At 67.7% G+C, this 26,883-nt stretch carries 27 protein-coding genes and 1 pseudogene; 14 read left to right on the top strand and 14 right to left on the bottom strand.

Annotated elements, in window-relative coordinates; translation table 11 throughout:
• The first annotated feature begins 29 nt into the window (after window positions 1-29).
• The 3 genes from DTPSY_RS00485 to DTPSY_RS00480 all read left to right on the top strand — a co-directional run bounded on the left by DTPSY_RS00485 (window position 30) and on the right by DTPSY_RS00480 (window position 3,704).
• A complete protein-coding gene (locus DTPSY_RS00485; RefSeq protein ID WP_011803550.1) occupies window positions 30-1,229 on the top strand; it encodes a threonine ammonia-lyase in 1,200 nt (399 codons plus the stop codon).
• A 107-nt stretch (window positions 1,230-1,336) separates the two neighbouring features.
• Entirely contained in the window at window positions 1,337-1,498 is a 162-nt protein-coding gene (locus DTPSY_RS18495; RefSeq protein ID WP_012655207.1) for a hypothetical protein, read from the top strand.
• A gap of 334 nt (window positions 1,499-1,832) precedes the next feature.
• Entirely contained in the window at window positions 1,833-3,704 is a 1,872-nt protein-coding gene (locus tag DTPSY_RS00480) for a phosphoenolpyruvate carboxykinase (GTP) (protein ID WP_012655206.1), read from the top strand.
• A 179-nt stretch (window positions 3,705-3,883) separates the two neighbouring features.
• Here the strand turns inward: DTPSY_RS00480 and DTPSY_RS00475 are convergent, their stop codons facing one another.
• Window positions 3,884-4,324, bottom strand: coding sequence for a hypothetical protein (locus DTPSY_RS00475; RefSeq protein WP_012655205.1), 441 nt, complete (start codon window positions 4,322-4,324; stop codon window positions 3,884-3,886).
• Between the two features lie 123 nt (window positions 4,325-4,447).
• On the opposite strand from DTPSY_RS00475, the gene DTPSY_RS00470 reads away from it, so the two are divergent.
• From DTPSY_RS00470 to DTPSY_RS00460, 3 genes are all read left to right on the top strand, one after another.
• The gene (locus tag DTPSY_RS00470) at window positions 4,448-5,419 is read left to right on the top strand and encodes a LysR family transcriptional regulator (protein ID WP_012655204.1); all 972 of its coding nucleotides are present in this window, start codon (window positions 4,448-4,450) and stop codon (window positions 5,417-5,419) included.
• Between the two features lie 16 nt (window positions 5,420-5,435).
• Window positions 5,436-6,281: a metallophosphoesterase gene (locus tag DTPSY_RS00465; protein WP_012655203.1), complete on the top strand. Its 846-nt coding sequence runs from the start codon at window positions 5,436-5,438 to the stop codon at window positions 6,279-6,281.
• 112 nt (window positions 6,282-6,393) lie between these two features.
• Complete coding sequence (locus DTPSY_RS00460) at window positions 6,394-6,816, top strand: universal stress protein (RefSeq protein WP_012655202.1); 423 nt, start codon at window positions 6,394-6,396, stop codon at window positions 6,814-6,816.
• On the opposite strand, the gene DTPSY_RS00455 is transcribed toward DTPSY_RS00460, so the two are convergent.
• Both DTPSY_RS00455 and DTPSY_RS00450 read right to left on the bottom strand, forming a co-directional pair.
• Complete coding sequence (locus tag DTPSY_RS00455) at window positions 6,817-7,449, bottom strand: TetR/AcrR family transcriptional regulator (protein WP_012655201.1); 633 nt, start codon at window positions 7,447-7,449, stop codon at window positions 6,817-6,819.
• A gap of 70 nt (window positions 7,450-7,519) precedes the next feature.
• Window positions 7,520-8,431 carry a LysR family transcriptional regulator ArgP gene (locus DTPSY_RS00450; protein WP_011803542.1) on the bottom strand — a complete coding sequence of 304 codons (912 nt, stop codon included), beginning with the start codon at window positions 8,429-8,431 and terminating at the stop codon, window positions 7,520-7,522.
• An 87-nt stretch (window positions 8,432-8,518) separates the two neighbouring features.
• On the opposite strand from DTPSY_RS00450, the gene DTPSY_RS00445 reads away from it, so the two are divergent.
• Window positions 8,519-9,859, top strand: a complete 1,341-nt coding sequence (locus DTPSY_RS00445; protein WP_012655200.1) for a D-amino acid dehydrogenase — start codon at window positions 8,519-8,521, stop codon at window positions 9,857-9,859.
• A gap of 12 nt (window positions 9,860-9,871) precedes the next feature.
• Here DTPSY_RS00445 and DTPSY_RS00440 read toward each other — a convergent pair whose 3' ends face one another.
• Together DTPSY_RS00440 and DTPSY_RS00435 are read right to left on the bottom strand one after the other, a co-directional pair.
• A complete protein-coding gene (locus DTPSY_RS00440) occupies window positions 9,872-11,062 on the bottom strand; it encodes an ABC transporter substrate-binding protein (RefSeq protein WP_012655199.1) in 1,191 nt (396 codons plus the stop codon).
• 138 nt (window positions 11,063-11,200) lie between these two features.
• The gene (locus tag DTPSY_RS00435; RefSeq protein WP_012655198.1) at window positions 11,201-11,983 is read right to left on the bottom strand and encodes an alpha/beta fold hydrolase; all 783 of its coding nucleotides are present in this window, start codon (window positions 11,981-11,983) and stop codon (window positions 11,201-11,203) included.
• A 108-nt stretch (window positions 11,984-12,091) separates the two neighbouring features.
• Between DTPSY_RS00435 and DTPSY_RS00430 the strand changes: the two genes are divergently transcribed.
• On the top strand, window positions 12,092-12,652 hold the full coding sequence (locus DTPSY_RS00430) for a flavin reductase family protein (protein WP_012655197.1): 561 nt from the start codon (window positions 12,092-12,094) through the stop codon (window positions 12,650-12,652).
• Between the two features lie 76 nt (window positions 12,653-12,728).
• Here the strand turns inward: DTPSY_RS00430 and minE are convergent, their stop codons facing one another.
• The 6 genes and pseudogenes from minE to DTPSY_RS00400 all read right to left on the bottom strand — a co-directional run bounded on the left by minE (window position 12,729) and on the right by DTPSY_RS00400 (window position 16,938).
• Window positions 12,729-12,995 carry a cell division topological specificity factor MinE gene (gene minE / locus DTPSY_RS00425; RefSeq protein WP_011803537.1) on the bottom strand — a complete coding sequence of 89 codons (267 nt, stop codon included), beginning with the start codon at window positions 12,993-12,995 and terminating at the stop codon, window positions 12,729-12,731.
• 5 nt (window positions 12,996-13,000) lie between these two features.
• On the bottom strand, window positions 13,001-13,816 hold the full coding sequence (gene minD / locus DTPSY_RS00420) for a septum site-determining protein MinD (protein WP_011803536.1): 816 nt from the start codon (window positions 13,814-13,816) through the stop codon (window positions 13,001-13,003).
• A gap of 53 nt (window positions 13,817-13,869) precedes the next feature.
• Window positions 13,870-14,637, bottom strand: coding sequence for a septum site-determining protein MinC (gene minC / locus DTPSY_RS00415; protein ID WP_011803535.1), 768 nt, complete (start codon window positions 14,635-14,637; stop codon window positions 13,870-13,872).
• 229 nt (window positions 14,638-14,866) lie between these two features.
• A complete protein-coding gene (pssA, locus tag DTPSY_RS00410; protein WP_011803534.1) occupies window positions 14,867-15,490 on the bottom strand; it encodes a CDP-diacylglycerol--serine O-phosphatidyltransferase in 624 nt (207 codons plus the stop codon).
• 57 nt (window positions 15,491-15,547) lie between these two features.
• Window positions 15,548-15,889, bottom strand: a pseudogene (locus DTPSY_RS00405) (enoyl-CoA hydratase-related protein); the annotation flags it as partial.
• Window positions 15,890-15,957: 68 nt separating this feature from the next.
• Window positions 15,958-16,938: a tripartite tricarboxylate transporter substrate binding protein gene (locus tag DTPSY_RS00400; protein WP_012655196.1), complete on the bottom strand. Its 981-nt coding sequence runs from the start codon at window positions 16,936-16,938 to the stop codon at window positions 15,958-15,960.
• A 205-nt stretch (window positions 16,939-17,143) separates the two neighbouring features.
• Between DTPSY_RS00400 and DTPSY_RS00395 the strand changes: the two genes are divergently transcribed.
• From DTPSY_RS00395 to DTPSY_RS00375, 5 genes are read left to right on the top strand one after another with little or no spacing between them, the layout of a single operon-like run.
• Window positions 17,144-17,944: a crotonase/enoyl-CoA hydratase family protein gene (locus tag DTPSY_RS00395; RefSeq protein ID WP_012655195.1), complete on the top strand. Its 801-nt coding sequence runs from the start codon at window positions 17,144-17,146 to the stop codon at window positions 17,942-17,944.
• Between the two features lie 9 nt (window positions 17,945-17,953).
• The gene (locus DTPSY_RS00390; RefSeq protein WP_012655194.1) at window positions 17,954-19,096 is read left to right on the top strand and encodes an acyl-CoA dehydrogenase family protein; all 1,143 of its coding nucleotides are present in this window, start codon (window positions 17,954-17,956) and stop codon (window positions 19,094-19,096) included.
• A complete protein-coding gene (locus DTPSY_RS00385) occupies window positions 19,093-20,184 on the top strand; it encodes an acyl-CoA dehydrogenase family protein (protein WP_012655193.1) in 1,092 nt (363 codons plus the stop codon). The genes DTPSY_RS00390 and DTPSY_RS00385 overlap by 4 nt, the downstream gene beginning before the upstream one ends.
• A 12-nt stretch (window positions 20,185-20,196) precedes the next feature.
• On the top strand, window positions 20,197-21,426 hold the full coding sequence (locus DTPSY_RS00380) for a CaiB/BaiF CoA transferase family protein (RefSeq protein ID WP_012655192.1): 1,230 nt from the start codon (window positions 20,197-20,199) through the stop codon (window positions 21,424-21,426).
• A 48-nt stretch (window positions 21,427-21,474) separates the two neighbouring features.
• On the top strand, window positions 21,475-22,383 hold the full coding sequence (locus tag DTPSY_RS00375) for a LysR family transcriptional regulator (RefSeq protein WP_012655191.1): 909 nt from the start codon (window positions 21,475-21,477) through the stop codon (window positions 22,381-22,383).
• 85 nt (window positions 22,384-22,468) lie between these two features.
• Here DTPSY_RS00375 and DTPSY_RS18325 read toward each other — a convergent pair whose 3' ends face one another.
• The 3 genes from DTPSY_RS18325 to DTPSY_RS00365 all read right to left on the bottom strand — a co-directional run bounded on the left by DTPSY_RS18325 (window position 22,469) and on the right by DTPSY_RS00365 (window position 25,370).
• Window positions 22,469-22,912: an SMP-30/gluconolactonase/LRE family protein gene (locus DTPSY_RS18325; RefSeq protein WP_148215354.1), complete on the bottom strand. Its 444-nt coding sequence runs from the start codon at window positions 22,910-22,912 to the stop codon at window positions 22,469-22,471.
• Window positions 22,902-24,989, bottom strand: a complete 2,088-nt coding sequence (locus DTPSY_RS00370; protein WP_012655190.1) for an acetoacetate--CoA ligase — start codon at window positions 24,987-24,989, stop codon at window positions 22,902-22,904. The genes DTPSY_RS18325 and DTPSY_RS00370 overlap by 11 nt, the downstream gene beginning before the upstream one ends.
• Window positions 24,990-25,130: 141 nt before the next feature.
• A complete protein-coding gene (locus DTPSY_RS00365; protein ID WP_012655189.1) occupies window positions 25,131-25,370 on the bottom strand; it encodes a DUF6139 family protein in 240 nt (79 codons plus the stop codon).
• A gap of 172 nt (window positions 25,371-25,542) precedes the next feature.
• Between DTPSY_RS00365 and ubiM the strand changes: the two genes are divergently transcribed.
• On the top strand, window positions 25,543-26,808 hold the full coding sequence (ubiM, locus tag DTPSY_RS00360; RefSeq protein ID WP_012655188.1) for a 5-demethoxyubiquinol-8 5-hydroxylase UbiM: 1,266 nt from the start codon (window positions 25,543-25,545) through the stop codon (window positions 26,806-26,808).
• Window positions 26,809-26,883 lie beyond the last annotated feature (75 nt).

Here is a 26,883-nt window from a genome sequence, read left to right as displayed (position 1 = left end):
TCACCTGGCGCGCTGCGCCACAATGCACCATGCTGACCTTCCAAGACATCCAGCACGCCGCTGAGCGCCTGCGCGGCCAGGTGCTGGAAACCCCCTGCGTCGAATCGCGCACGCTCTCGCAGATCGTGGGCGCGCAGGTGTTCCTCAAGTTCGAGAACCTGCAGTTCACCGCCTCGTTCAAGGAACGCGGCGCCTGCAACAAGCTGAGCCAGCTCACTCCCCAAGAACGCGAGCGCGGCGTGGTGGCGATGAGCGCGGGCAACCATGCCCAGGGCGTGGCCTACCACGCGCAGCGCCTGGGCCTGCGCGCCGTGATCGTCATGCCGCGCTTCACCCCCGGTGTGAAAGTGGAGCGCACGCGCGGCTTTGGTGCCGAGGTGGTGCTGCACGGCGACACGCTGGAGGAAGCCCGCCAGCACGCCTACCAGCTGGCCGAACAGCAGGGCCTGACCTTCGTGCACCCCTACGACGACGAGGCCGTGGCCGCCGGCCAGGGCACGCTGGTGCTGGAGATGCTGGCCGCCCAGCCCGACCTGGACGCGCTGGTGGTTTCGGTGGGCGGCGGCGGGCTGCTGGCCGGCATGGCAACGGCCGCGCGGGCCATCAAGCCGAACCTGGAGATCATCGGCGTGCAGACGGCGCGCTTCCCGGCCATGGTGAATGCCATCAAGGGCACGCACCACGCGCAGGGCGCGTCAACCATCGCCGAGGGCATCGCCGTGGGCCAGCCCGGAAAGATGACGCAGGAGGTCATTGGCCGGCTGGTGGATGACCTGCTGCTGGTGGACGAAGGCGACATCGAGCAGGCGGTGCTGATGCTGCTGGAGATCGAGAAGACGCTGGTGGAAGGCGCGGGGGCCGCCGGGCTGGCCGCGCTGGTGCGCCACCCCGAGCGCTTTCGCGGCAAGAAGGTGGGGCTGGTGCTCAGCGGCGGCAACATCGACCCGCTGCTGCTGGCGGCCATCATCGAGCGCGGCATGGTGCGCTCCGGCCGGTTGGCGCGCATCATGGTCAGCGCACGCGACGTGCCCGGCGTGCTCGCCCGCATCACTGCCCTCGTGGCCGAAGCGGGCGCTAACATCGAAGAGGTGCACCATCAGCGCGCCTTCACCGTGCTGGCCGCGCAAAACGTGGAGATCGAACTGGTGCTGCAAACGCGCGGCAAGGCGCACATCCAGCAGGTGCTGGACCTGCTGCGCGCCGCGCAGATGGAGGCCGAGCTGCGCTGAGAGCGCCGTGCCGCACGCGCGTGCGGGTAAGGCCCGTGCACGCGCGGGGGCGTTGTGGCTACACTTGTCCCCCATCAAGGCACCAGACCCCACAGGAGACCGAACCCATGGCCCATGACCACCCCATCGCCCCCAACGCCGCCGACGTCGAGGCCGCCACGGCCACCGATGCCGCCGAGTCCGTGGTGCATCTGATTCCCGTCGTGATCCCTGCGGTGGGTGCGGCCATGATCTTCCTGCTGGCCTTCATTGCGGTGTACATGGCCTGAACGCACCGCCCGCTCGCCACCCAGCCCCGCCTCTGCGGGGCTTTGTTTTTGGTGATCGCGTTTTGCACCGACGCCATGACGCGCATAACGTCATGTGTTTTTTGCATGATTTAACCCCCTGTCCGACAGACAAATCGGGGGCGTCTTCATAAAATCGTCACCCCAGCCGACCTGTGCAGGGGTGCCACCGCGGTACCCCCGTTTCGCCAGCCGACTGAGTCCCAGCGGTTTTTTCAAAGGCAGCGCGCAGATCGGTTCAGCGCGGGCCTGTGCGTCGTGACCCGGTTCGCTTCCTTTGAAAAGACTGTTTTTCAACTTCAAAGAAGCCTTCCCGATGAACGCACCCACCATGCCCGTCCTGGACATTCAGGCGCCCGCATACGTCAAGAACGCCAAGCTGATCGCCTGGGTGGCCGAAATGGCCGCGCTGTGCAAGCCCGCCCGCATCCACTGGTGCGACGGTTCGCAGCAGGAGTACGAGCAGTTGTGTCAGCAACTGGTGGACGCCGGCACGTTCAAGAAGCTGAACCCCGCCAAGCGCCCGGGCAGCTACCTCGCGTGGTCCGACCCGTCGGACGTCGCGCGCGTGGAAGACCGCACCTATATTTGCTCGGAGAAAAAGGAAGACGCCGGCCCGACCAACAACTGGATGGCCCCGGCCGAGATGCGCGCCACGCTGCAGCCGCTGTTTGACGGCTGCATGGCCGGCCGCACCATGTACGTGGTGCCCTTCTCCATGGGCCCTCTGGGCTCGCACATCGCCCACATTGGCATCGAACTGACCGACAGCGCCTACGTGGCCGTGAACCAGAAGCTGATGACCCGCATGGGCAAGGCCGTCTATGACGTGCTCGGCACCGACGGCGAGTTCGTGCCCTGCATGCACACCGTGGGCGCCCCGCTGGCCGCAGGCCAGAAGGACACCACGTCCTGGCCCTGCAACCCCCAGGTCAAGTACATCGTCCACTACCCCGAGACCCGCGAGATCTGGTCGTACGGCTCAGGCTACGGCGGCAACGCACTGCTGGGCAAGAAGTGCCTGGCGCTGCGCATTGCCTCGACCATGGGCCGCGACCAGGGCTGGCTGGCCGAGCACATGCTGATCCTGGGCGTGACCAACCCCGAGGGCAAGAAGTACCACGTGGCCGCCGCCTTCCCCAGCGCCTGCGGCAAGACCAACTTCTCCATGCTGGTGCCGCCGGAAGCCGGCTTCGCCGGCTGGAAGGTCACGACCATCGGTGACGACATTGCCTGGATCAAGCCCCATGCCGACGGCAAGATGTACGCCATCAACCCCGAGGCCGGTTACTTCGGCGTGGCCCCCGGCACCAACATGCACACCAACCCGAACTGCATGCGTTCGCTGGACAAGGACGTGATCTTCACCAACGTCGCCCTCACCGACGATGGCGATGTGTGGTGGGAAGGCATGGAGAAGGACACCGGCAAACTCCCGGACCACCTCATCGACTGGCAGGGCAAGGACTGGACACCGCAGATCGCCAAGGAAACCGGCGCCAAGGCCGCGCACCCCAATTCGCGCTTCACGGTGGCCGCCACCAACAACCCGGCCCTGGACCCCGAGTGGGACAACCCTGCCGGCGTGGCCATCGACGCCTTCATCTTCGGCGGCCGCCGCTCCACCACCGTGCCGCTGGTGACCGAGGCCCGCAGCTGGATGGAAGGCGTTTACATGGCCGCGACCATGGGCTCTGAGACCACCGCCGCCGCCTTTGGTGCGCAGGGCGTCGTGCGCCGCGACCCGTTCGCCATGCTGCCGTTCTGCGGCTACAACATGAGCGACTACTTCCAGCACTGGCTCGACATGGAACACAAGCTGGAGGAGTCCGGCCACCAGCTGCCCAAGATCTTCTGCGTCAACTGGTTCCGCAAGGGCGAGGACGGCAAGTTCGTCTGGCCCGGCTATGGCGACAACATGCGCGTGCTCAAGTGGATGCTGGACCGCATCGAGGGCACGGCGCAAGGCGAGCCGACCATGTTCGGCATTGCTCCGCAGTACGCCGAGATCAACTGGACCGGCCTGGACTTCAGCACCGAGCAGTTCAAGATGGTGACCAGCATCGACAAGGCTGCCTGGGCCGAAGAACTGAAGCTGCACACCGAGCATTTCGACAAGCTGGCCTACCACCTGCCTCAGGAACTGCTGGCCACCAAGGCCGCGCTGGAGAAGCGTCTGGCGGCCTGACCGCCCTGCCTCGGCTCGGCGCGTGTAATTCAGCCGGGCCTACACCACAACCCCGCGACCACGTCTGTGGCGCGGGGTTTTTTCATGAATGCGCCCCATAGGAAGCTGCCGCGCACATAGCAAAAAGGGCACCCGAAGGTGCCCTGTTGTCGGTTGGCGCGGTGTCGCCGGGCGGCCGTTCAGCGGTAACGGCGCAGGTCGTCCACCGCGATCCCGTTCATCGCACGGCTCAGGTCGGCCATGATGCGGGCGTCGCGCAGTGCAGCATTCCAGGTGCGCTCGTCCTCTGCCGCACGCCGGTGCGCATCCGACCAAGCCTTGGCAGCGGCACGCAGGCCTAGCACCGCGCTGCGCGCAGGTGCCGCCAGCAACGCCATTCCCGCGAAAGCGATCACCCACATCACCATCCAGCCGGCCAGCATGTGGCCATCGTTCCAGGTGTCCATGACCTGGTTGGCCACGACAAGCAGCGCGGCGACCAGCGCCGCCAGCAGCAGCGACGTTGCGCCGCGGGTGCCGTCAAAGCGGGCAACGGTTTGCTTCAGATGGCTTGCGGCCTCTTCAATGCGTGCAATGCCGTGGTGCTGGACAGGAACATCGATGTGTACAAACTTCGTCATGATGCGACTCGTACGCCACTGTTGGCGAAATTGCCGGGCGTTGCAGCAATACTAGGGTTTACCCTGGTTTGTGTCTAATTTATATGTTGAATCACCCATATTCATCCGTGTGATGATTGCGGCATGCAGCCATTGAACTTTCGCACGCTGGATCTCAATCTGCTGCGCGTCTTTGACGAGGTCATGGCCGAGCGCAACCTGACCCGCGCCGCCGAGAAACTGGCCATCACACAGCCCGCCGTGAGCAACGCACTGCGCCGGTTGCGCGAGGTGCTGGGCGACGAGCTGGTCACGCGGCGCGGCCACGGCGTGGAGCCCACGCCGCGGGCACTGGCCCTGTGGCCCGCCGTACGGCACGCATTGGCACAGTTGCAGGAGACACTTTCCCCCGGGCGCTTTGACCCGGCGTCCGCTCAGACGACCTTCGTTCTGGCGATGGCCGACGCCACGGGTGCCACGCTGATCCCGCCACTCATCGAGATCGTGGAACGCGAGGCCCCCGGCGTCTCGCTGCGCGTGGTGCCGCTGACCACGCGCGACCCGCGCCGCCTGCTGGACGACGAGAGCGCCGACATGGCCGTGGGCTACTTCCCCTCCGTGCTGGCCGACCTCACGGCGCGGGCGCAGTCGGACAACGTGGTGGCGCACGAAAGCACCCGCCTCTACGATGGCCAGTACGTGTGCGTGATGCGCGCGGACCACCCGCTGGCCGCCGTGCCGATGACGCTGGACCTGTACTGCGCCGCGCGCCACCTGCTGGTGAGCTTCTCGGGCAAGCCCTTCGGCTTCATCGACGGGGCATTGGCCGCGTTGGGACGTGAACGCCGCATCGTGCTTACCGTGAACCAGTTCTTCACCGCGGGACGGGTGGTGGCCACCACGGACCTGCTCACCGTGCTGCCGCGCCACTTCGTCGGCGTGGCCAGCGTGCGCGACGAACTGGTGTGGCGCCCGCTGCCCATGACGCTGCCGCCCGTGCACGTGGACGCACTGTGGCACCGCCGGCGCAACCACGACCCCGCCCACCGCTGGCTGCGCGAGGCGATTGCGCGCGCCGCGCGCAACACGCCCGCCCCCATCCACCGCCAGGATTGACCCGTCCCACTCACCCATGAAGCTGCAACTGCTGTCCGACCTGCACCTGGAAGCCCACCCGCATTTCACCCCCAGCCCCGCCGTTGGCGCGGATGTCCTGGTGTTGGCCGGCGACATCGGCTCTTACCAGGCCGGCTCGCTGCTGTCGGACGACGACTTCGGCCTGGCGCGCTTCTCCCCTCTGCCGCAGTACGCCGGATGGCCCACGCCAGTGGTCTTCGTCCCTGGCAACCATGAATACGACATGCAGGACTTCGACGCCGCGCATGCGCGCCTGCGCCGCATCTGCGACCGGCTGGGGCTGATCTGGCTGGAGCGTGAGAGCATGGTGCTGCAGGGGGTCCGCTTCGTTGGAACGACGCTGTGGAGCGACTTCGACGCGCTGGCCGACCACGCGGGGATCACCGACCCGGGCCAGCGACTGCAGCGGCGCGAGAAGGCGTTCCGCGCGGCCAATTTCTATCTCTCCAAGACTGGCAGCACCCGCCAGGGTGTGCCCTTCCTGGCCGCCGAGGTGCGCGAACAGGCCCTGGTTTGCCAGGCCTGGCTACGCAACGCGCTCGCACAGCCCTTTGCGGGCACGACGGTGGCCGTCACGCACTTCGCGCCCAGTCTGCTCAGCGCCGATCCGCGCTACGGCCTGGTGCCGGGCACAGCGGGGTTTTGCAATGCGCTGGACGACTGCCTGCCCCACGCCCAGCTGTGGCTGCACGGCCATCTGCATGCGCCCAGCGACTACCTGGTGCGCGGGGCCCGCGCGGACGGCGCGCCCTGGAGCTGCCGCATAGTGGCCAACCCGCTGGGCTATGCCCGCAAGGGGGAGCAGGCAACCTTTCAGCCGCACTGCGTGCTCACCGTATGATGCGTGCGGGCCCTGCGCCCGCCACCGCGTACCGCATCAAAAATATGACTGAAGTCAAGACAACAGGCGCCGGCGCGGATTAGTCTGAATTCTCGTTTCCGGAGCACTTCGAATGAACATCCTGCTTGCTGTCGACGGCAGCACCTACACCAAGAAAATGCTGGCCTACCTGGCCGCTCACGACGAGATGCTGGGCAGCTCGCACACCTACACGGCCATCACCGTGCAGCCCCAGTTGCCTCCCCGCGCGCGCGCCGCGCTCGGCAAGGAAGTCGTGGACAAGTACCACGCTGAGGAAGGCGAAAAGGTGCTGTCGCCCGTCGTGAAGTTCATGGCGCGTCAGGGCGTGCAGCTCAAGACCATGACCAAGGTGGGCCCGGCGGGCGAGACCATCGCCAAGGTGGCCGAGTCTGGCAAGTACGACCTGGTCGTCATGGGCACGCACGGCCACGGCTCGCTGGGCAAGCTGGTGATGGGCTCGGTCAGCACGCAGGTGCTGGCCAACTGCCAGGTGCCGGTACTGCTGGTGCGCTGATCAGGCCGCCCGCATGGCGGGGCCGCTCGCCAGCCCGCTCAGGCAGGTGTCCGCGGCCCAGTCGATGATGCACTCGTCCGCATAGCCGCGGTCGCGCAGCATGCCGAGCATGGGATCGGAATTGCGCGCCAGCAGCGCACACAAGATCACATCGGGCGGCAACTCGCGCCGCAGCTGTCCCTGGGCCTGCGCCTCGACGATCCAGCCGAGGATGCAGGCATGCACCTCCTGCATCGATGCCTGGTAGGCGTCGCAGGCGCGCAGCGCCTGGGCCAGCGCGGAGTTGCGGCTGGGCAGCAGCGGCACCTCGTCGGCCAGTTGCAGTTGCAGCGTCCAGCACAGCAGCGCGTGCAGGCGCTGCATGGCGCCCAGTTCGGCCGGCAGCGCCGCCAGAAAGCGCTGCAGGCGCTCCACCACATGCACCATGGCGGCCGAGCACAGGTCGTCCTTGCCGGCAAAGTGTTTGTATAGGCTGGCCTTGGCAATGCCCACGGCCGCGGCGACCTCGTCCACGGTCATGGTCTCGAAGCCTTTTTCGCCCAGCAGGCGGCTCGCGGCCTCCACGATGGCATCCTCGCGCGCCCGGAGCATCTGCTCCTTGAAGGACGGACGGGGCGGCTGCAACGTGTTCATGCGAGCGATGTTAGCGAGCCTTCACCCCGCGCAGGCCGATAACCCTAAAGACCCCCATCCGCGTGTGCCGTCAGGCCGACAGGTACTGCGCCGCCGCGCTGGTGAGCGCATCGGCCAGCGCATCCAGCACTTCCGACTCCAGGTTCCATGAGTGCCAGTACAGCTGGATGGGCAGCGTATGGCCTGGCGCCAGGTCCACCAGCCGGCCTTGCTGCAGCCAGGGGCGCGCGAGCAGTTCGGGCACCACGCTCACGCCCCAGCCCGCGGCCACGGCGCGCACCTGGCCCTCCGAGCTGGGCACGAACACGCGGCTGAGAGACACGCGTTTCAGGCCAAAGGTGCGCGTGACGAACTCGGCCTGCATATCGTCCTTGCGGTTGAACGAGACGAAAGGCACGTCGCGGAAGTTGTGCGCCGTGAGCCCTTGCGGCAGTTGTCGGCGCGCCAGCTCCGGCGCGGCCACGGCGACGTACTGCATGGCGCCCAGGGGCACCATGCGGCAGCCGCGCAGCGCGCTCTTCAACGTCGTCACGCAGCCCATCACCTGGCCCGAGCGCAGCCACTCCTGCGTGAAGTCCTGGTCGTCGGCAATGATCTCCAGCGGCAACCGCTGGCGCACCAGATCGCCGAGCGCGTCCACCGCCCAGGTCGCGATGCTGTCGGCGTTGATGGCGATGGCGATGCGCTCTTCCTCGCGGCCGCCGCCGCGCCCGCTGGGCATGAGGTCCTGCAGATCGCGCTCCAGGTCGGCGCGCAGCAGGCGCAGCTGCTTGGTGTGCTTGAGCAACAACTGCCCGGCCGAAGTGGGCTTGAGCGGCCGGCTGCGCACGATGAGCACCGAGCCCACCTGCGCCTCCAGCGCACGCAGGCGCTGCGACACGGCGGACTGGGTGATGTTCAGGCGGCGCGCGGCGCGCTCGAAACCGCCCTCTTCGACGATGGCGGCCAGGCATTCCAATGCGGCGGGGTCAAATGTGCTCACGGTCGGTATCCATTAGTCATTCTGATGAATTCCGAAGAAGTTTAATCACGCTTTTGTTTTTCATTGGGCCGCAGCACACTGCGCGCCATGAAAACCATCGTCCTGGGCGCCGGCATCATCGGCATTAGCACCGCCTGGCATCTACGCGAGCGCGGGCATGAAGTCACTGTGGTCGACCGCCAGCCCGACGCGGCGCTGGAGACCAGTTTTGCCAACGCGGCGCAGATCTCGGTGAGCTACTGTGAGCCCTGGGCCAACCGCGAGGCGCCATGGAAGGCCCTCAAGTGGATGTTCGACAAGGAAGCGCCGCTGCTGTTTCGCCCCCAGCTCGACTGGGAGCAATGGCGCTGGTGCCTGAAGTTCCTGGCGCAGTGCAACGACACGGCCTTCGCACGCAACGTGCAGCAGATCGTGGCGCTGGGCGCGTACAGCCATGCCGCACTCAAGGACATAGTGCGCGCCACGGGCATCGAGTACCACCGGCTGGAACGCGGCATCGCGCACTTCTACACCGACCAGAAGTCCTTTGACGACGCGGCCCACGCCGTGGAACTGATGCGCCGCTTCGGCGTGCAGCGGCGCGTGGTCAGTCGCGACGAGCTGCTCGCCATCGAGCCGGCCTTCCACGCTTACGGCGACCGCATCACCGGCGGCACCTACACCAGCACCGACGAGAGCGGCGACGCGCGCGTATTCACCCAGGCACTGGCCCGCCGCTGCGCCGAGCGCGGCGTGCAGTTCCTCTACGGTCACGACGTGCTGCGCCTGAACCGCTCCGGCGACGCTATTGAATCAATAGCTATTCGCGCTCGCCAGGAAAGCGCTACGGGCCAAAAAGACCAAATACTGAAAGCCGATGCCGTGGTCGTTGCATGCGGCAGCTACAGCGCACCGCTGCTGCGGGGCGTGGGCGTGCACCTGCCCATCTACCCCGGCAAGGGCTACAGCGCCACATTCCCGCTGCTCAAACCGGAGGGCGCGCCCATGGTTTCCACCATCGACGACGGCAAGAAGATCGCCATGAGCCGCCTGGGCAACGTGCTGCGCGTGGCCGGCACCATCGAGCTGGGCGGCTACGACCTGTCGCTGGACAGCCCTGTGGCGCGCGCACGCTGCCACATGCTGTCGCGCCGCATTGAGACCATCCTGCCCGGCGTGTGCGACACGCGCACGCCCGAGGAAGGCGGAGATCCGCAGTACTGGACCGGCCTGCGCCCCGCCACGCCCACCAACATCCCGTTCATCGGCCGTACGCCGCTGCACGGCCTGTGGGTGAACGCCGGCCACGGCACGCTGGGCTGGACGCATGGCGCCGGCTCGGGCAAGGCGATGGCCGAGCTGCTGAGCGGCGAGCGGCCAGCCATGGACTTCGCCTTTCTGGGCGACGACACGCCCGCTGCCGCCTACGGGGCGCCGCGCCTGGCCTGAGCGGCTCGCACCTCAGCGTTTGCGCTGCACCAGCAGGTTGCGCTTGGCATCCTCGGGGTAGGCGAAGGTCACCGCGCCGGCCTGCACCTTGCCCATCACCAGCATGTTGGGGGTGATGGCTTCTTTCTCCTCGGCCGAGAAGGGCCGCTCGTAGGTCGCCACCACGCCGTAATACACGCGCTGCAGGTTCTCCAGCGAATGCTTGAGGGCCGGGCCGTTGACCTGCCCGTCGCGGATGCCCAGCAGCGCATACATCAGCAGGTAGGCCGCGTCGTACCCTTGCGCCGCCGCCATCGGCACGGCCGGGCGGCCCTTGAAGGCGCGCGCGTAGGTGCTCAGGAACGAGGCGCGGCGTTCGTTGCTGGGCTCGGCGATGAAGGTCTGCGCCGTCAGCGCTCCCTCGGCGGCGTCCTTGCCGCCCTGGATGAAGAACGGGAACGACAGCGTCCAGCCGCCGACCTGCGGCACCTTCCAGCCCAGCTCCTTGCGGCCTTGGGCAATGACAGCGTTCTCCGGCCCTACGGTGTAGCTGAAGATGACCTGTGCGCCCGCATCGCGCGCGGCCTGCAACTGGGGCGCCAGGCTCTTCACGCCCAGAGGGAAGTTGGTCGCGTACACGGGCGTAAGCTGGTGCGCGGCGAGCGCCGCTTCCACGTCCTTGCGCCCGGCCTGGCCGTAGCCGGTGTCGTCGGCAAAGAGAGCGACCCGCGTCCAGCCGCGGCGCAGGATGTCCTCCACCACGAAGGGCGCCTGGATGTTGTCGGGGGCCGAGGTGCGGAAGATGAAGCTCTGCGCCGCCGGATAGGTGCGTGTCACGGGGGTGCCCGTGGCGCACGGCACGATCAAGGGCAGCTTCGCCTGCTGGAACACGTCCAGCGATTTCATCGCCACGCCGGTGTTGCAAAAGCCCAGGGCAGCCACCACGCCTTCTTTGGCCAGTTCCTGCGAGCGTTGACGGCCGGTGTCGGGCGAGCCCTGGTCGTCCTTGACCACCAGCTCCACGGGTCGGCCCAGGTAGCCTCCCACGGCGTTGAACTGCTCCACCGCGAGCTGGATGCCCTGCAGCATGGGCGTGCCGAAGTCCGACGACGGCCCCGAAAAGGGGCCGATGACCCCCACCTTCACGGGCTGGGCGCCCGCCATGCCTGCCAACGCCCACAGCGCCAGCGCCCCTGCCCAGTGTCTGGGTCTCATGGCCATCATCGTGTCTCCGCAATGTTGTGAAAAACACTCCAGCCTAACCAAAAGCGCGGGCGCGCGATGTGGTTTATTGCGCAGCGGTGCGCGGTCGCGGTCAGGGGCGGGTAAGCGATTTGCGGTGAGGGATCACCGCGCACGCGTTCAGTGCAGCACCGGCGCCGGGCCGGCCAGGAAGTCCAGCAGCGCCGCCTCGAAACCCTCGGGGTCTTCAAGCTGCGGCCAGTGGCCCACGCCGGGCAGCAGCACGGCGCGCGCATCGGGCAGCACATGGGCCAGGGCGAGCAGTGCCTCGGGCGGAGTGCAGCGGTCGTACTCACCCCCGACGAGCAGCGCGGGCACCTGCAGGCGCACAAGTTCCGGCGCACGCCGCGCGAAAGCCGTCAGGGCTTCCAACGCACGGCGGTAGGTGGCGGGCGGCACGCGGCCCATGGCGTGCCGTGCAAGCTGCAGCCCCTCGGGCAGCGCGCCGGGGCCGGCGTCGCGCGCCACGGTAGGGTCGGCCAGCCGGGCCATGTCCCGTCCATCGTCCAAGCCCGCAAGGCGCGGCGCCACCCACACGGCGGTGGCGGCCTCGTCCAGCGCCGGGCCGCCGGCACACAGCACCAGCCGCCGCACGCGCAGCGGTGCCCGCACGGCGATCTCCAGCGCCAGCATCGCCCCCAGGCCGTGGCCGACCAGCACCACCTGCTCGCACCGCAGGGCATCGAGCAACAGCAGCGCACGCTGGGCCAGGCCCTTGAAGTTGTAGGGCTCCACCGGCGCACTGCCGCCATAGCCCGGCATGTCCCATGCCACGGCGCGGTAGCCCGCGGCGGCCAAGGTTTCCAGCGTCGGGGCAAAGCCCAGGTGATCGCCGTCGGCATCGTGCAGCAGCAACACGGTAGGGCCGGAGCCGAGCAGGGAAAAGCGTGGAAGAAGAGACATCGCAGGGTCCAGGGCCGCAGGGCATGCGCGCTGCAGGCGCGCTGGTGCAGACTGATAATAGCCCTCCCATTGCCCTACGCGGCGCGCCCAGGGCGCCGCCCCCCCTTCGTGAACAGCCGCCTGCCCCACCCGCCCTCCAGCCAACCTCCCGTCTTCACGCCACGCGAGTTCCGCGACGCGCTGGGCATGTTCGCCACAGGCGTGACCATCGTCACGGCGCGCGGGGAAGGCGGAGCGCTGATCGGCATGACGGCAAACTCGTTCAACTCGGTGTCGCTGGAGCCGCCGCTGGTGCTTTGGAGCCTGGGGCACAAGACGTCGTCGCTGCCCGCTTTTTCCCGTGCCACGCACTACGCCATCAATGTGCTGACGGTGGAACAGCGCGCCCTGGCCGAGCAGTTCGCCACGCGCGGCATCGACCGCTTCGCCGGCGTGGCCTACCGTCTGGGACGGAGCGGCGTGCCGGTGCTGGACGGCGCGGCGGCCGTGTTCGAGTGCTTCAACCGCAGCCAGTACGTGGAGGGCGACCACACGATCTTCGTCGGCCAGGTGGAGCGTTGCAGCCACCGGGAAGGCGCTTCGCCTCTGCTCTACCACGGGGGGGTGTTCTATACGGAGCATCCGCTGGGAAGCCTTTCGGCCACCGTAGCCCGCCCGATGGAGAAATAGCCGCCCCGGCTTGCGCCAGGGCGCGGGCACGCCCGGCCGCTTCGGGGCTGGGCGGAACGGGCCGGATATCTGCCCGTTACTTGGCTGTCGCCTCGGGCAGTTCGATCTTCACTTCCAGCACTTCCAGGTCGTCCTGGCGCTCGAAGTGGACCTTCAGGTCGTCGGCGTTGATCTTCACGTACTTGGAGATCACCGCCACCAGCTCGCGCTGCAGCGCGGGCAGATAGTCGGGCTGGCCGGCGCTGCGGCCGCTGCGCTCGTGCGCCAGGATGATCTGCAGGCGCTCCTTGGCCACCGAGGCCGTCTTTTTCTTCTCGCCGAGCAGGAAGGACAGCAGGGACATCTCGCTTACCTCCCGCCGAAGATGCGCTTGAAGAAGCCGGGCTTGGCCGCCTCGATGAAACGCAGGGGCTTGTCCTCGCCCAGGAAGCGCGCAACCACGTCCTTGTAGGCCTCGGACACATCGGTGCCCGACAGGTGGATGGCGGGCAGGCCCTGGTTGGAGGCCTGCAGCACGCTCTCGGACTCGGGGATCACGCCGATGAGCTTGATGCGCAGGATGTCTTGGATGTCCTCCAGGCTCAGCATCTGGCCGTCTTCCACACGATGGGGGTTGTAGCGCGTGATCAGCAGGTGTTCCTTGACGGGCTCGCCGCCTTCGATGGCGCGCTTGGTCTTGCTGCTGAGCATGCCCAGGATGCGGTCGGAGTCGCGCACGCTGGAGACTTCGGGGTTGGTGACCAGCAGCGCCTCGTCGGCGAAGTGCATGGCCATCAGCGCACCGCTTTCGATGCCGGCGGGCGAGTCGCAGACGATGTAGTCAAAGCCCATGTCGGCGAGGTCCTTGAGCACCTTGCCCACGCCGTCCTGCGTGAGCGCGTCCTTGTCGCGCGTCTGGCTGGCGGCCAGCACGAACAGGTTCTCGCACTGCTTGTCCTTGATGAGGGCCTGGTTCAGGTTGGCTTCGCCCTGGATCACGTTGATCAGGTCATACACCACGCGGCGCTCGCAGCCCATGATGAGGTCCAGGTTGCGCAGGCCGACGTCAAAGTCGATGACGGCGGTCTTGTGGCCGGCGAGCGCCAGGCCCGATGCGAAGGCGGCACTGGTGGTGGTCTTGCCCACGCCCCCCTTGCCGGAGGTCACGACGACGATTTTGGCCATGTTCTGAGAGGTCCTTGCGTTGCGGTCTGTGGAGTAAGAAAGGGTGGGGACAGTCACAGCGGCTCGATGAGCAGCTTCTCACCGTCCAGCCGCACCTGGGCCGGCTTGCCGCGCACGTTGTCGGGCAGCTCGGTCTCGGTGGTGCGGTAGATGCCTGCCACGGAGACCAGTTGCGGCTCCATGCAGGTGCTGAAAATCCGGGCGCTGGTGTCGCCACGCGCGCCGGCGATGGCGCGCCCGCGCAGCGGCGCGTACACGTGGATGTTGCCGTCGGCGATCACCTCGGCGCCAAAGCTGACCACGGCCATCACCACCAGGTCCGAGCCGCGGGCATACACCTGCTGGCCCGAGCGCAGCGGCTTGTCCACCACCACGGTCCCCGGCGCCGGCGCGGGCACGGGGACCTCGCGCACGACCTCCACCTCGCGGATGACTTCGTGGACCACCTCGCGGGGAGTGTTCTCACGCGGCGCCTGCATGCGCGGGGGCGGCGCGTCGGGGGCGGCAATCAGGCCCGCGTCGTGCGCGTCCTGCCTCTGCGCGCTGCTGCCGCCGCGCACGGCCACGGGCTGCGTGCGGTGGCTGCGCAGCGTCTTGACCAGCGCGGCGAAGTCGATGGGCTGTGGCTCGTCCTGCACGGCCGAGAGGTCGATCAGCACCGGGTCGTTGTCGAAAAATTCGGGGTCGTCGGCCCTGCGGGCAGCCAGCTCGGCGGCGATGCTGGCCACGTCGGTGGTCTTGAGCACCATGGCCACCACGGGCAGCTGGGCGCTCTTGAGGTCTAGGTGGGTGCGGGCCTGGCCCGCCGTATCAACGGCCATGAAGCGGTTCGGATGGGAAAAAAGACGCCGCGCACGGGCGCCGCCTCGAAGCCGCAAAGTGTACCTGCGCTGCGCCGCTGCCACCGTATCAGGACGTGCGGCGAACCCGGGCGCACCCCAGGCCTGGGCGCCGCGGATCTGGCTTCACGAGTCCACCGGCTGCGCCCCCTTCCCGCCGCGCAGCGCGGCGAGAGAAGGGGAAAGGTGCGCCAGCGCCGCGGGGGGATGCTCAGAACTTCGGAATGCGGATGCGGCTGATCATCAGCGAGCCCGACAGTGCAAACAGCAGCACCAGCGGGTGCAGCGTGAAGCCGCCGATCGTCACCGACCCCAGCCACAGCTGGCCGCGCACCGCGCCCACGCTGGCGGCCACGGCCATCAGGCCCACGAGCACGATGGAGGTGGGGATCGGCGTGCCCTCGAAGTACTTGACCTTGCCCGACGGGCCCTCGGCCAGCGTTTCGGCCGTGATGTTGAAGCGCGCCAGGCGCGACACGCCGCAGGCCACGAAAAAGGCCAGCACCACGCGGTCGTACAGCCCCTGCATGCCGCAGGCGTAGGCGATGATGGCGGGCGCCACGCCAAAGGAGATCACGTCGGCCAGCGAATCCAGTTCGCGCCCCATGGCCGAGCTTTTCTGCCGCCAGCGCGCGATGCGCCCGTCCAGCACGTCGAACACCAGCGCCGCAAGCACCAGCGCACAGGCGAAGTACACATGGCGCACGTCCGACGTTTCCAGATAGGTCATCGACGAGAACAGCGCCCCGACGCCGCACACCGCGTTGCCCAGCGTGAACCAGTCCGCGAGGTGGAACTCGCGGATCATCGAAAAGCGTTTGTGGGGAGAAGCCATGGCGGCATTATCGAACGGCCGCCGGGCCTTTCCTTGTCCGCCGATGGCTGATTCGGTCTACTGGAAACGCGGGGCGCGCTTCTCGATGAAGGCGGTGACCGCCTCGCGGTGGTCGGCCGTCTTGTGGGCGATGGCCTGGTAGCCGGCGGAGATCTCCAGCAGCGAGGCCAGCGAGGCGTGCTCGCCCTCGCGCAGCAGCCGCTTGGTCATGCGCATCACGGCACCGGGGTTGGCGGCGATCTTCTCGGCCAGCGCACGCGCGGTGGGCAGGAGCTGGTCGGCCGGCACCACGCGGCTGACCAGGCCGCAGGCCAGCGCTTCCTGCGCGTTGATGGCCTCGCCGGTAAAGGCCATTTCGGAGACCTTGGCCATGCCCACGGCGCGCGGCAATAGCCAGGCCGATGTCCGCGCGCACGAAGCAACGGCACATGAGCCGATACCTGCGTAGCGCGACCCATGAGTTCCGTTTATTCCTTGGGCAGCGTTCGCGCGATCGGCTCGTAGGCTTTTTGTGCCTGTTCGACTGCCTTGGCCCATTCGGCGCCACCGAGGAAGGACAGGAAAGGCGCATCGTTGCGAGCCGTCTTGACGTACTCGGGATCCTTGAGGGCGGCTTCAATGGCTTTCTCGAGCCGGGCGCGAATCGCGGCCGGAACGCCGTTGGGCGCGGCGATGCCACGCTCGGCCGTCATCTCAACCGGAAATCCCACTTCGAACGTGGTAGGCGTGCTGGCGATGCGCTGCACCTTGTCCTTGGTGAACTGGGCCAGCAGACGTACGGGCGTGGCTTCGTTCTCGGGATCCGGCACCTCCGAAGCGGCCAGAAACGCGATGTCGAGCGTGCTGGTGGTGAGGGCAGCCTTCTGCTGCGCCGAGCCGTTGAACGGGATGGAGTTGAACTTCACGCTGGCGGCGTTTTCCAGTTGGGCCATCGCCAAGTGTCCGTTAGTGCCCAGGCCGTTGTGGCCGGCCGAATAGGACGACGGATCGGTTTTCAGCTGGCTCACGACCTGCCGCAGATCAATCAACTTGCTGTCCTTGCGGGTCACCATGATCGTGGGGTCGCCGACGAGGCGCGCGACCAGGGTCAGGTCCTTGGTTGTGTACGACGACTTGCGATACATCGGTACAAAAAAATAACCCGGCAGATTGACCACCACCAGGGAATAGCCGTCCGGCTTGGCGCGCATCACCGAATTGATGGCGATCTCGCCCGACGCTCCCGGCCGGTTCTGGATGACGAAGGATGCGTTGTCGCCGAGATGCTTGGCGATGAAGGGCGCGAGGTTGCGCACCATGACATCGGTGGTGCCGCCGGCGGCGAACCCAACGGTGATGTTGATCGGCGCGTCCGAGGGCCAAGCGGCGTGCGCCGGCGTCGCCGCGAGGCCGGCCAGGAGGGCAGCGGCGGCCGCGAGGATCGAGCGATGGATGGAGGTTCTGAACATCACGATGTCTCCGAAGTTGTAGTAGGGCGCCGAATCTTGAATCCTTCCACAAAGTAGTGAAAGCGATATTTATTCAATAGAAGACAGTCGTTTTAGGATACCAATGATTATTTAAAAAACGACTTTCAAATTATTCATAAATATCACTTTTCAGACTGATTGAGGCTTCCTACACTGCTCCCCCAGGAGACAACCAGGAGCGTCAATGAGCGGATTTCTAAGCATCGACAGGAGGGACGGAGTGGTGGTAGCCACCATGAATCGGCCCGACGAGCGCAACGCGCTGACCGAGGAGCACCAGATGCTCGAATTCGTCGAGCTGTGCGCGCAGATTCGGCGCGATCCGGGCGTGACGGCACTGGTGCTGACCGGCGCGGGATCGGCCTTTTCCGCGGGCGGCAATCTCAAGAACATGCGGGACAAAAAGGGCTTTTCCGCCGGCTCTCCTGCCGACATCCGCGATGCCTACCGCAACGGTATCCAGCAGATCCCGCTGGCGTTGTACGAAGTGGACGTGCCGACCATCGCTGCGGTAAATGGCCCGGCCATCGGCGCCGGCCTGGATCTGGCGTGCATGTGCGACATTCGCCTCGCGTCCGAGCAGGCCACCTTCGCCAGCAGTTTCGTCAAGCTGGGTATCGTTCCAGGCGACGGAGGGGCGTGGCTGCTGGCGCGCACCATCGGCCAGCCGAAGGCGATGGAAATGATGCTGACCGGCGACACCTTCGACGCCGCCCGTGCGCTGGCGCTGGGGCTGGTCTCGCGCGTGATCCCACCGGAGGAACTGATGCCGCAGGCGCTCGATCTGGCTGCGCGTATCAGCGCCAATCCGTCGCGCACGGTGCGCCTCACCAAGCGGCTGCTGCGCGAGAGTGACTCCGTGTCGCTGGCTTCGTCGCTAGAGATGGCGGCGGCCTACCAGGCGCTGGCGCACTACACCTCGGACCACGACGAAGCGGTACGGGCCTTCCTGGAAAAGCGCAAGCCCGTGTTCACGGGCCGTTGAGGAGAGGCGATGTTCGAGTTCAATCAACCGCCGGACCTCTCGGTCTGCGAGCCCACGCGACAGCGGGTGCGGGCATTTCTCGCCGCCGAGGTGGAGCGGGGCAGCTTCAAGCCCTGGGAAGTGACGTGGACCACCTTCGACCGCGGCTTCAGCCGCCGGGCCGGGACCGCGGGCCTGATTGGCATGACCTGGCCGCGCGCCTATGGCGGGCAGGACGCCACGGCGCTGGAGCGCTATGTGGTGGTGGAGGAGATGCTAGCCGCTGGTGCGCCTTGCGGGGCGCACTGGATCGCCGACCGGCAGTCCGGCCCGCAGATTCTCCGGCATGGGTCGGAGCGCGCCAAACAGGACATCCTTCCACGCATCGCGCGCGGCGAATGCGCCTTCGGCATTGGCATGAGCGAACCCGACTCAGGTTCCGACCTGGCGGCGGTGCGCACCAGGGCTACCCGGGTCGAGGGGGGCTGGCGCATCAATGGCACCAAGGTGTGGACGACCAATGCCCACCAGGTGGACTACCTCATCACCCTGGTGCGCACGGCCGAGCCGGGCGCCGGCAAGCATGAGGGGCTGACGCAGATGATCACGGCCACCGGCCAGCCCGGCATCACCGTGCGGCCGATCCGGGACCTGTCAGGGCACCACGAATTCAACGAGGTGCACTTCGAGGACTACTTCGTTCCTGACGACATGCTGATCGGCGAGCCCGGTTCCGGCTGGCGCATGGTAACCGCCGAGCTGGCCTACGAGCGCAGCGGCCCGGACCGGTTCCTGAGCGCGTGGCAACTGCTGGCCGCCTTGGTGGATGCCGTCGGCCACGAGCCCGACGCACAGCAGGCCGTACAGATCGGGCGCCTGGTGGCCCACGCGGCGACGCTGCGGCGTATGTCCACCGGCATCGCTGGCCTGCTGGAGCGGGGCGCTAACCCCCAGGTGGAAGCAGCGCTGGTGAAGCACGTGGGCACAGGCTTCGAGCGCGAGATTCCAGAAATCGCCCGCTTGCTGGTGGATGCGGGCCAGCAGAGCGAGGCCGGGCAGCGTTTCGCCGACGCGTTGCGGCACGTGACCCTGGCCGCGCCCAGCTTCACTTTGCGCGGTGGCACGCGCGAAATTCTGCGTGGCGTGATCGCGCGAGGGATGGGGCTACGATGAGCGAACGAGACGAACTCACGGCGATGGTGAACGAGCAGGCGGATCGGCAGTTCCGCGAGCTCCTGACGCCCGAAGCCATGGAGCAGACCAGCACCGGCCAATGGCTGCCGGCTCTGTGGCAGCAGATGGAGGACGCCGGCTGGCCGTCGGCACTGGTCGCGGAAGCGCAGGGCGGTGTCGGCCTGCCTTCGAGCGCCGCGTTCGACGTCATCCGCCTGAGCGCGCATTGGGGCGTTCCGCTGCCGCTGGCCGAAACCATGGCGGGTCGCGGACTCTGGACGGCGGTGGGGGGCGATCCGGACTTGGTGGCGGATCGTCCGGTGCTCCTGGGTGTAGGCGCGCAGGCGCGTGCGCCTGCACTGCGGCTCGATGGTGAGTGCTCCCTGACTGGCGAGACAGGTTCCGTGAATTTCGGCGAAGCGCCTGGCGCGCTGCTGCTGGTGCAGGCCCATATGCGCGACGATGCCCATGCGCTCGTGCTGCTGGACGTGCAGAAGCTCGCACCGCGTTCGGTGCGCACTCTGTCGTTCGAGGCACAGTGCGCATTCAGCCTGGGCAGCGTTCCGGTCCCGACAGACTATTGCCAGCCATGGGACGTGCGCGATCCGCGCGCGCTTCAGGCCGTGGGTGCCGTGCTGCGATCGGTGCAGATGGTGGGCGCAATGCAGCGCTGCCTGGCGCTGGGGCTGCAATATTCGCAGGAGCGGGTGCAGTTCGGCCGGCCGATCTCGCGCTTCACGCCTGTGCAGGACATGTTGGTGGAAGCCGCAGCGGAAGTCTCCGCCGCCGTCAATGCCGCCAGCCTGGCGGTGGACCATTGGCAGCCGGCGCCGACGCCCGACGGCGTGTTCGCTGCCGCCGTGGCCAAGTCCCGCTGCGGCGAGGCTGCCGGAAAGGTGGCCGCATTTATCCACCAGGTGCACGGCGCCATGGGGTTCACGCAGGAGCATGTGCTGCACCAGTTCACACGCCGCCTCTGGGCCTGGCGCGACGAATTCGGCACGGAGGCGTACTGGAACCACCAGATCGGCACGCGCGTCTGCGCAGCCGACGGGCACAGCCTGTGGCCCCTACTCACGGCCCTTTGATACGCGACCCCCATGAAGACCGACCCTTCCTCCTTCAAGAACGGCCCCTTGCAGGGCGTGCGCATCATCGACGCGACCACGGTCGTCCTCGGACCCTACGCGACCCGCATCCTGGCAGACATGGGCGCCGAGGTGATCAAGATCGAAACCTCGTCGGGCGACCAGACCCGCCACTACAAGCCGCTGCGCCACGAGGGCATGGCGGGCTACTTCATCAATTTGAACCGCAACAAGCGTAGCGTCTCGCTGGACCTGAAGTCCCCCGAGGGCATGGAGGTGCTCAAGCGCCTGCTGAAGGGTGCCAATGCCTTCATCCACAACATGCGGCAGCAGGCGGCGGACCGCCTGGGCCTGGGCTACGAAGCGGTGCGCGCCCTCAACCCCGACATCGTGTACTGCGCCGCGGTGGGCTTCGGCTCGGCGGGCCCGTACTCGGGCCGGGCGGCGTACGACGACGTCATCCAGGCCGGCTCCGGCATTGCCGGGCTGTTCGCCCAGGTTCACGGCCAGCCCATGTTCGCACCCACCGTGCTGTGCGACAAGATCACCGGCCACACTGTGGCCTACGCGGTGGTCGCAGCATTGCTGCAACAGGCGAAGGGCGGCGGCGGCCAAGCGGTCGAGGTGCCGATGCTGGAAACCTCGGCGGAGTTCGCGCTGGTCGAGCACCTGCACGCCGCCACCTTCGATCCGCCGCTTGGGGAGATCGGTTTCAAGCGCGTCATGAGCAAGTTTCGTAAGCCCTACCGCACGCGCGACGGCTTCATGTGTATCCTGCCGTATTCCGACAGCAACTGGGCCGATTTCTTCCGCTTCACTGGGCGCACCGAACTGCTGGACGACGAGCGCTTTCGCGTGCTGGCCGACCGGGTGCAGCACATCGACGAACTCTATGCCGTGGTCGAGAAAGAAGCGCCGCGCTTCACCAACGCCGAGTGGGAGGCTTTCTGCAACCGCGTGAGCATCCCCTGCATGCCCGTGCGCGATCTGGAGGGCGTCCTGCAAGACGAGCATTTGCAGGCGGTGGGGATGTTCCAGCCCGCCACGCACCCGACCGAAGGCGACTACCGAGTGGTGCGCAGCCCTGTGCAGTTCGCCGAGCCGTTCCGGCTGCGCCACCACGCGCCGCGATTGGGGCAGGATACGATCAACGTGATGCGGGATGCGGGTTACTCAGACGCCGAGATCGACAGCCTCGTGGCCAAAGGGGCCGTGCTCGCGGCGCCGCCGGTGGCCGAATGAAGGGGCCGGGCGCCCCGCCATTGAAGCTGTAGCGCGAGGCCACCCCACATGACACTGAAGCAATTGGAGGCGTTCTACTGGGCGGCGAAGCTGGGCACCTTCGCCATCGCCGCACAACGCCTCCACGTGACACAGTCCTCACTGTCCAAGCGCATCGCCGAGCTGGAGTCAGACCTTGGCCAGCAGCTGTTCGACCGCACGGCGCGGCGCTCCATGCTCACGGCGGCCGGGGAAAAACTGCTGGACAAGGCGGCGGCCATGCTCGATCTGGAGCGCGAGATTCGCGCCGACTCGGGCCCGTCCCGCGACGAATTGCAGGGCGCTTGCCGCGTCGGCATCACCGAGCTGACCGCGACCACGTGGTTCCCGTCCCTGGTGGCGCGGGTAGAGCGCGACTTCCCGCTGCTGACGCTGGAGCCGCAGGTGGGTTTGTCGCGCCTGATCGAGAACGACGTGGTTCGGGGCGAGCTCGACGTGGCGATCCTTGCGGGCCCGGTGAATCGGCCGGAACTGCGCGGCCGGGCCGTGGCCGACATCGAGTTCATCTGGACCAGCGCGCCCGTGCGGCTGCCGCACCGTACCGTGCTGCAGACCGAGCATTTCGAGGCGCATCCGGTCATCAACAACCCCCACGACTCCGGCCTGTCCGCGACTTTCGAGAGCTGGGCCAACACCCACCGCATCCGCATCGGCAAGACGATCCAGTGCAACAGCCGTGCGGCAATCATCGCGCTGACCATCGCCGGTGTCGGCATCAGCTTTCAGCCGCGCCGCTACGTGCAGCCGCTGCTGGAGCGCGGCTTGCTGGTGCCGCTGGAGAGCGCCGCACCGCTGCCGCGCCAACCCTACAACCTCGTCTGGCGCGCAGACGACGACCGGCGCATCGTCGAAGCCATCGTGGCTCTGGTGCAGGAAGAGGCGGATTTCGACGCCGACAACTTGTTTTGGGGCAATTGAAGATGCTATCTCAATCCAATCGATAGCTGTCTGCTAGGGGCGAAAAGCGTGCGGCCGTCCAGCCCGCCAAACGCGCAGTTGGTGGTCATGCGGCCGACCGGCGAGACGATGCGCTACAACAGCGCGCCAAGCCGTCGGCGCCAACGCAGCCCGAGAGATTGATGAGCACACCAGCCTTGGAAACCCGGCCATCCAGCAGCAGCCGCAGCCGCCAGACTTGGTTGGCGCGAGTAACGGCCACCAGCAAGGCGCCGCCAGCAGGCTCCAGAATGGCGCCATTCGGGCTGGGGATGTCGTCCATCAGGCAGCGCAGCGTGCCGTCCGCTTGTTCGGGACCTTTACGTTGCCCTGGAAGAAGCCGTCCTCTGCGAACTGGATGGAGCGCTACGCACGGCCTGCGTGATGTGCTGGACTGGGTCGGCAGCGAGCGGCTCAGGGGCAAGCGGACCTTCACTTCGCCGTTCGTCTCGGCGGTGATGCGTGCCAACGCTCGCCACACGTGCACAAGCAGCCCCCATTCACGAAGCATGAGCCTGCCGCCACGCCGCGAATTCCACGTACCACGCCAGGCAGCCCGGGTTGGCCATCGCGTCCTTGTTGACCACCTTCTCGATCGGCTGGCCCAGCAGCAGCTTCTTGATGGGCAGCTCCTGCTTCTTGCCGCTGAGCGTGCGCGGCACCTCGGCGACCTGCACGATCTCGTCGGGCACGAAGCGCGGGCTCAAATGGCTGCGGATCGCGCCCTGGATGCGCGCGCGCAGGGCCTCGTCCAGCACGGCGCCGGCGCGCAGTACGACGAACAGCGGCATCCAGCTGGCGCGGCCCAGGTATTCCAGGTCCACGACCAGGCTGTCGAGCACCTCGGGCAGAGCCTCCACGGCGCTGTAGATCTCGCTCGTGCCCATGCGCAGCCCGTGGCGGTTGATGGTGGCGTCGCTGCGGCCGTAGATCACGCAGCCGGGGTGGGCGCTGGAGCCGATCTCGATCCAGTCGCCGTGGCGCCAGACGGCCCCGGCCTCGGGCCCCAGATCCCCGCCGCCGGGTCTGCGGCCATGGCCGGGCGGGTACATCTCGAAGTAGCTGGCGCGGTAGCGCGCGCCATCGGCGTCGCCCCACAGGAACAAGGGCATGGACGGGATGGGCTGGGTGCACACCAGCTCGCCCACGGCGTCCAGCACCGGGCGGCCCTGCTCGTCCCAGGCCTCGACGGCTGCGCCCAGCATGCGGCACTGCATGCGCCCGGGCGTTTGCGGCAGCTCGCGATTGCCGCCGATGAAGGCGCCCGCGAAGTCGGTGCCGCCGGAGATGTTGCACCACCAGACCTGAGGCACGCCCGCGCTGGCCAGGAGTTGCGATCCCCACCGCTGCACTTCGGCAGGCAGCGGCGACCCCGTGGAGCCCAGCACGCGGATCGCCGACAGATCGCCGCAGGCCGCAGGGGTGATCCCGGCCTTCATGCAGTGGCCGTAGAACGCGGCGCCAGCGCCGAAGAAGGTCACGCGCTCCTCTGCTGCCATGCGCCACAGCACCGTCCAGTCGGGCCGCTCCTTGCTGCCGCCGGGGTTGCCGTCGTACAGCACGCAGGTGGTGCCGCCCAGCAGGCCGCCGACCTGGGCGTTCCACATGATCCAGCCGGTGGAGCTGTACCAGTGGTAGCGCTCGCCCAGGGAGTTGGGCGCGTAGCTGCAGCCGATGTCGTTGTGCAGCACCGCCAGCTGCAGCATCACCAGCAACATGCCGCCATGGCCATGCACGATGGGCTTGGGCAGGCCGGTGGTGCCGCTGGAATAGACGATCCACAGCGGGTGGTCGAACGGCAGCCACGCCGGTTCAAAGGCCGCAGTTTCTGCATCATTTCGGGCGATAACGCTTGCGTAGCAAGCGGTATCAGCTACTGTTTTTGAAGCGTCCAGATTGCTCACCAGCACCACGTGGCGCAGCGTGGGCAGTTGCGCGCGCAGTTCCGCCAGCACGTCGCAACGGTCATGGTCGCGCCCCCCATAGGTGACGCCGTCCACGGCCAACAGCACCGTCGGTGCGATCTGGCGGAAGCGGTCCAGCACCGCGTGCGTGCCCATGTCGGGCGCGCACAGGCTCCACACCGCGCCGATGCTGGCGCAGGCCAGGAAGGCGACGATGGTCTCGGGGATGTTGGGCAGGTAGGCTGCCACGCGATCGCCGGGCTGTACGCCTTGGGCCCTCATGTGCAGCGCCAGCGCCGCCACCTGCCGGCGCAGCGCGGGCCAGGACAGCTCGCGGCGCTCGCCGCGTTCGTTGCGGCCGATGAGGGCCGGCTGGCCCGCGGCCTGTGCGGCGTCCACATGGCGCAGCACCTGGCGCGCGTAGTTCACCTGCGCGCCGGGGAACCACTGCGCGCCGGGCATCACGTTCTTTGCGAGTACCGCGCGGTGCGGCGTGGGTGACTGCAGGTCGAAGTAGTCCCAGACGCTCTGCCAGAAGGCGTCCAGATCGGTGGTGGACCAGCGCCAAAGCGCGTGGTAATCGTCAAAGCGCAGGCCGTGCTGCGCCTGCAGCCAATCCTGGTAGCGGCGTATCTGGGGCGTGTAAGGCGGGTGTGTTGGGGGGATGTTGTGGTGTGTCTCCATGCGCACAGCCTAGCGCGGTCGCGGTCGCCGTGCGCGCCACGCACGTGACAACTGGCCGGTCGCACCTGGCCGGTCGCACCTGGCCGGTCGCACCTCGCCGGTCGCACCTCGCCGGTCGCACCTGGCCGGCTGCACCTGGCCTCAGCGCCGCGGCTGCTCCGTCACGCTGGTGATGGCATAGCCCTTGTCACGCAGCTGCCGTCCGGGCTCGGGAATACCAAGGTCGTTCCAGTGCGCCTGGGTTTCGTCCCGTTCCACGGCGCGGTGCTCGCAGTTCCAATCGGTATTGATGGCCTCCTGCGGTATGGGCTTGCCCTCGGGCACGGCCAGATGGGAATAACGCCCCTCGGCTTCGGATCGGCGGTAGATGTCCACGCGCATGTCGGGTCCTTTGCTTGCTGGTTGCAGGGTTCTCCACTGTAGTGAGACCATCGCCCGCCCGGCGTAGGAAGCGGCCGCATGGCCGCCGTGCTTGACGCAAGGCAAGATCGCCGCTTTCTGCCCTGCCGACAATTGCCCGCTGTTGCCACTGCCGGCGGCCTGTTTCTGAATCATGACAACACAAGACGTTTCCTCTCAGCGCAGCGACGTGCTCATCGTGGGTGCGGGGCCTGCCGGGCTGTCGCTGGCGGCCTCGCTGGCCCAGGCCGGCATGCAGGTCACGGTGCTGGAGCAGCAACCCGCCTCCACGCTGGCCGCGCCCCTGGCCGACGGGCGCGAGATCGCACTCACCCACCCCAGCGTGGCCACGCTGCAGCGCATCGGCAGCTGGCAGCGCCTGGCCGCGCACGAGGTCGGCCTGCTGCGCGAGGCGCAGGTGCACGACGGCCCCGTGGGCCAGCGCGGGGCCATGCAGCTGCACGCAGGCGGCAGCGGCGTCCAGCATCTGGGCTGGATCGTGCCCAACCACGCGCTGCGCCGCACGGCCTACGAGGTAGCCGCGCACACGCCCGGCGTACGACTGGTCACCGAGGCGCGCGTCACGCGCGTGGCCGTCACGCCCGCGCATGCCGAGCTGGAATACACCGACACCCGCAACCTCGACGCAGCGCCCCTGCGTCTGCAGGCCCCGCTGCTGGTGGCGGCCGACAGCCGCTTTTCCGCCACGCGGCGCCAGTTGGGCATTGGCGCGGCCATGCACGACTTCGGCCGCACGGTCATCGTCTGCCGCCTGCGCCATGAGCTGCCCCACCACGAGGTCGCGCACGAGTGCTTCGGCTACGAGCAGACGCTGGCGATCCTGCCGCTGCCGGGCGACCTGGTCGATGGCGCGCCGATGTGCTCGGCCGTGGTCACCACCGGCGCGGCGCATGCGCAGGAGCTGCTGGCACTGCCTCCTGAGGCATTCGCCGCACGCGTGCAAGCCCAGTTCAAGGACCGCCTGGGCGCCATGCGGCTGGTGGGCGAGCGCCACGCCTACCCGCTGGTCGCCGTGTATGCGCACCGCTTCGCCGCCGCGCGCTGCGCGCTGCTGGGTGACGCGGCCGTCGGCATGCACCCGGTGACGGCGCACGGGTTCAACCTGGGGCTGGCGGGTGTGGACAGCCTCACGCGCGCACTCACCCAGGCACGCGAGCGCGGTGCGGACATCGGCGCCGCCAGCGTGCTGGAAGGCTACGCGCGCGGCCATCACCGCCACGCCTGGCCGCTGTACCAAGGCACGAATGCCATCGTGCGCCTGTACACCGACGACCGGCCGCTGCCCCGCCTGCTGCGCCAGGTGGTGCTGGCGGGCGCCAACCGGCTGCCGCCCCTCAAGGGCGCCATCGTGAGCCAGCTCACAGGTCGGCGCCCCGCCTGGCCCAGCGCCGCACCTTAGCGCGCACACCGCCATCCAACTGGAGGGGCGGGCACTCGCTGCCTGTCCCGGCCTGCGTCCTGCGGCACACCCATC

Origin of the sequence: [Acidovorax] ebreus TPSY (assembly GCF_000022305.1) — a bacterium.
Taxonomy (GTDB): Bacteria; Pseudomonadota; Gammaproteobacteria; order Burkholderiales; family Burkholderiaceae_C; genus Diaphorobacter; species Diaphorobacter nitroreducens.
This window is presented reverse-complemented; position numbering and strand designations above follow the sequence as displayed.

Excerpts from the sequence above, each read along its gene's own strand:
- DTPSY_RS00485 (WP_011803550.1), top strand. The coding sequence starts at position 30 with ATGCTGACCTTCCAAGACATCCAGCACGCCGCTGAGCGCCTGCGCGGC.
- DTPSY_RS18495 (WP_012655207.1), top strand. The coding sequence starts at position 1,337 with ATGGCCCATGACCACCCCATCGCCCCCAACGCCGCCGACGTCGAGGCC.
- DTPSY_RS00480 (WP_012655206.1), top strand. The coding sequence starts at position 1,833 with ATGAACGCACCCACCATGCCCGTCCTGGACATTCAGGCGCCCGCATAC.
- DTPSY_RS00475 (WP_012655205.1), bottom strand. The coding sequence starts at position 4,324 with ATGACGAAGTTTGTACACATCGATGTTCCTGTCCAGCACCACGGCATT.
- DTPSY_RS00470 (WP_012655204.1), top strand. The coding sequence starts at position 4,448 with ATGCAGCCATTGAACTTTCGCACGCTGGATCTCAATCTGCTGCGCGTC.
- DTPSY_RS00465 (WP_012655203.1), top strand. The coding sequence starts at position 5,436 with ATGAAGCTGCAACTGCTGTCCGACCTGCACCTGGAAGCCCACCCGCAT.
- DTPSY_RS00460 (WP_012655202.1), top strand. The coding sequence starts at position 6,394 with ATGAACATCCTGCTTGCTGTCGACGGCAGCACCTACACCAAGAAAATG.
- DTPSY_RS00455 (WP_012655201.1), bottom strand. The coding sequence starts at position 7,449 with ATGAACACGTTGCAGCCGCCCCGTCCGTCCTTCAAGGAGCAGATGCTC.
- DTPSY_RS00445 (WP_012655200.1), top strand. The coding sequence starts at position 8,519 with ATGAAAACCATCGTCCTGGGCGCCGGCATCATCGGCATTAGCACCGCC.
- DTPSY_RS00440 (WP_012655199.1), bottom strand. The coding sequence starts at position 11,062 with ATGATGGCCATGAGACCCAGACACTGGGCAGGGGCGCTGGCGCTGTGG.
- DTPSY_RS00435 (WP_012655198.1), bottom strand. The coding sequence starts at position 11,983 with ATGTCTCTTCTTCCACGCTTTTCCCTGCTCGGCTCCGGCCCTACCGTG.
- minE (WP_011803537.1), bottom strand. The coding sequence starts at position 12,995 with ATGTCCCTGCTGTCCTTCCTGCTCGGCGAGAAGAAAAAGACGGCCTCG.
- minD (WP_011803536.1), bottom strand. The coding sequence starts at position 13,816 with ATGGCCAAAATCGTCGTCGTGACCTCCGGCAAGGGGGGCGTGGGCAAG.
- minC (WP_011803535.1), bottom strand. The coding sequence starts at position 14,637 with ATGGCCGTTGATACGGCGGGCCAGGCCCGCACCCACCTAGACCTCAAG.
- pssA (WP_011803534.1), bottom strand. The coding sequence starts at position 15,490 with ATGGCTTCTCCCCACAAACGCTTTTCGATGATCCGCGAGTTCCACCTC.
- DTPSY_RS00400 (WP_012655196.1), bottom strand. The coding sequence starts at position 16,938 with ATGTTCAGAACCTCCATCCATCGCTCGATCCTCGCGGCCGCCGCTGCC.
- DTPSY_RS00395 (WP_012655195.1), top strand. The coding sequence starts at position 17,144 with ATGAGCGGATTTCTAAGCATCGACAGGAGGGACGGAGTGGTGGTAGCC.
- DTPSY_RS00390 (WP_012655194.1), top strand. The coding sequence starts at position 17,954 with ATGTTCGAGTTCAATCAACCGCCGGACCTCTCGGTCTGCGAGCCCACG.
- DTPSY_RS00385 (WP_012655193.1), top strand. The coding sequence starts at position 19,093 with ATGAGCGAACGAGACGAACTCACGGCGATGGTGAACGAGCAGGCGGAT.
- DTPSY_RS00380 (WP_012655192.1), top strand. The coding sequence starts at position 20,197 with ATGAAGACCGACCCTTCCTCCTTCAAGAACGGCCCCTTGCAGGGCGTG.
- DTPSY_RS00375 (WP_012655191.1), top strand. The coding sequence starts at position 21,475 with ATGACACTGAAGCAATTGGAGGCGTTCTACTGGGCGGCGAAGCTGGGC.
- DTPSY_RS18325 (WP_148215354.1), bottom strand. The coding sequence starts at position 22,912 with ATGCTTCGTGAATGGGGGCTGCTTGTGCACGTGTGGCGAGCGTTGGCA.
- DTPSY_RS00370 (WP_012655190.1), bottom strand. The coding sequence starts at position 24,989 with ATGGAGACACACCACAACATCCCCCCAACACACCCGCCTTACACGCCC.
- DTPSY_RS00365 (WP_012655189.1), bottom strand. The coding sequence starts at position 25,370 with ATGCGCGTGGACATCTACCGCCGATCCGAAGCCGAGGGGCGTTATTCC.
- ubiM (WP_012655188.1), top strand. The coding sequence starts at position 25,543 with ATGACAACACAAGACGTTTCCTCTCAGCGCAGCGACGTGCTCATCGTG.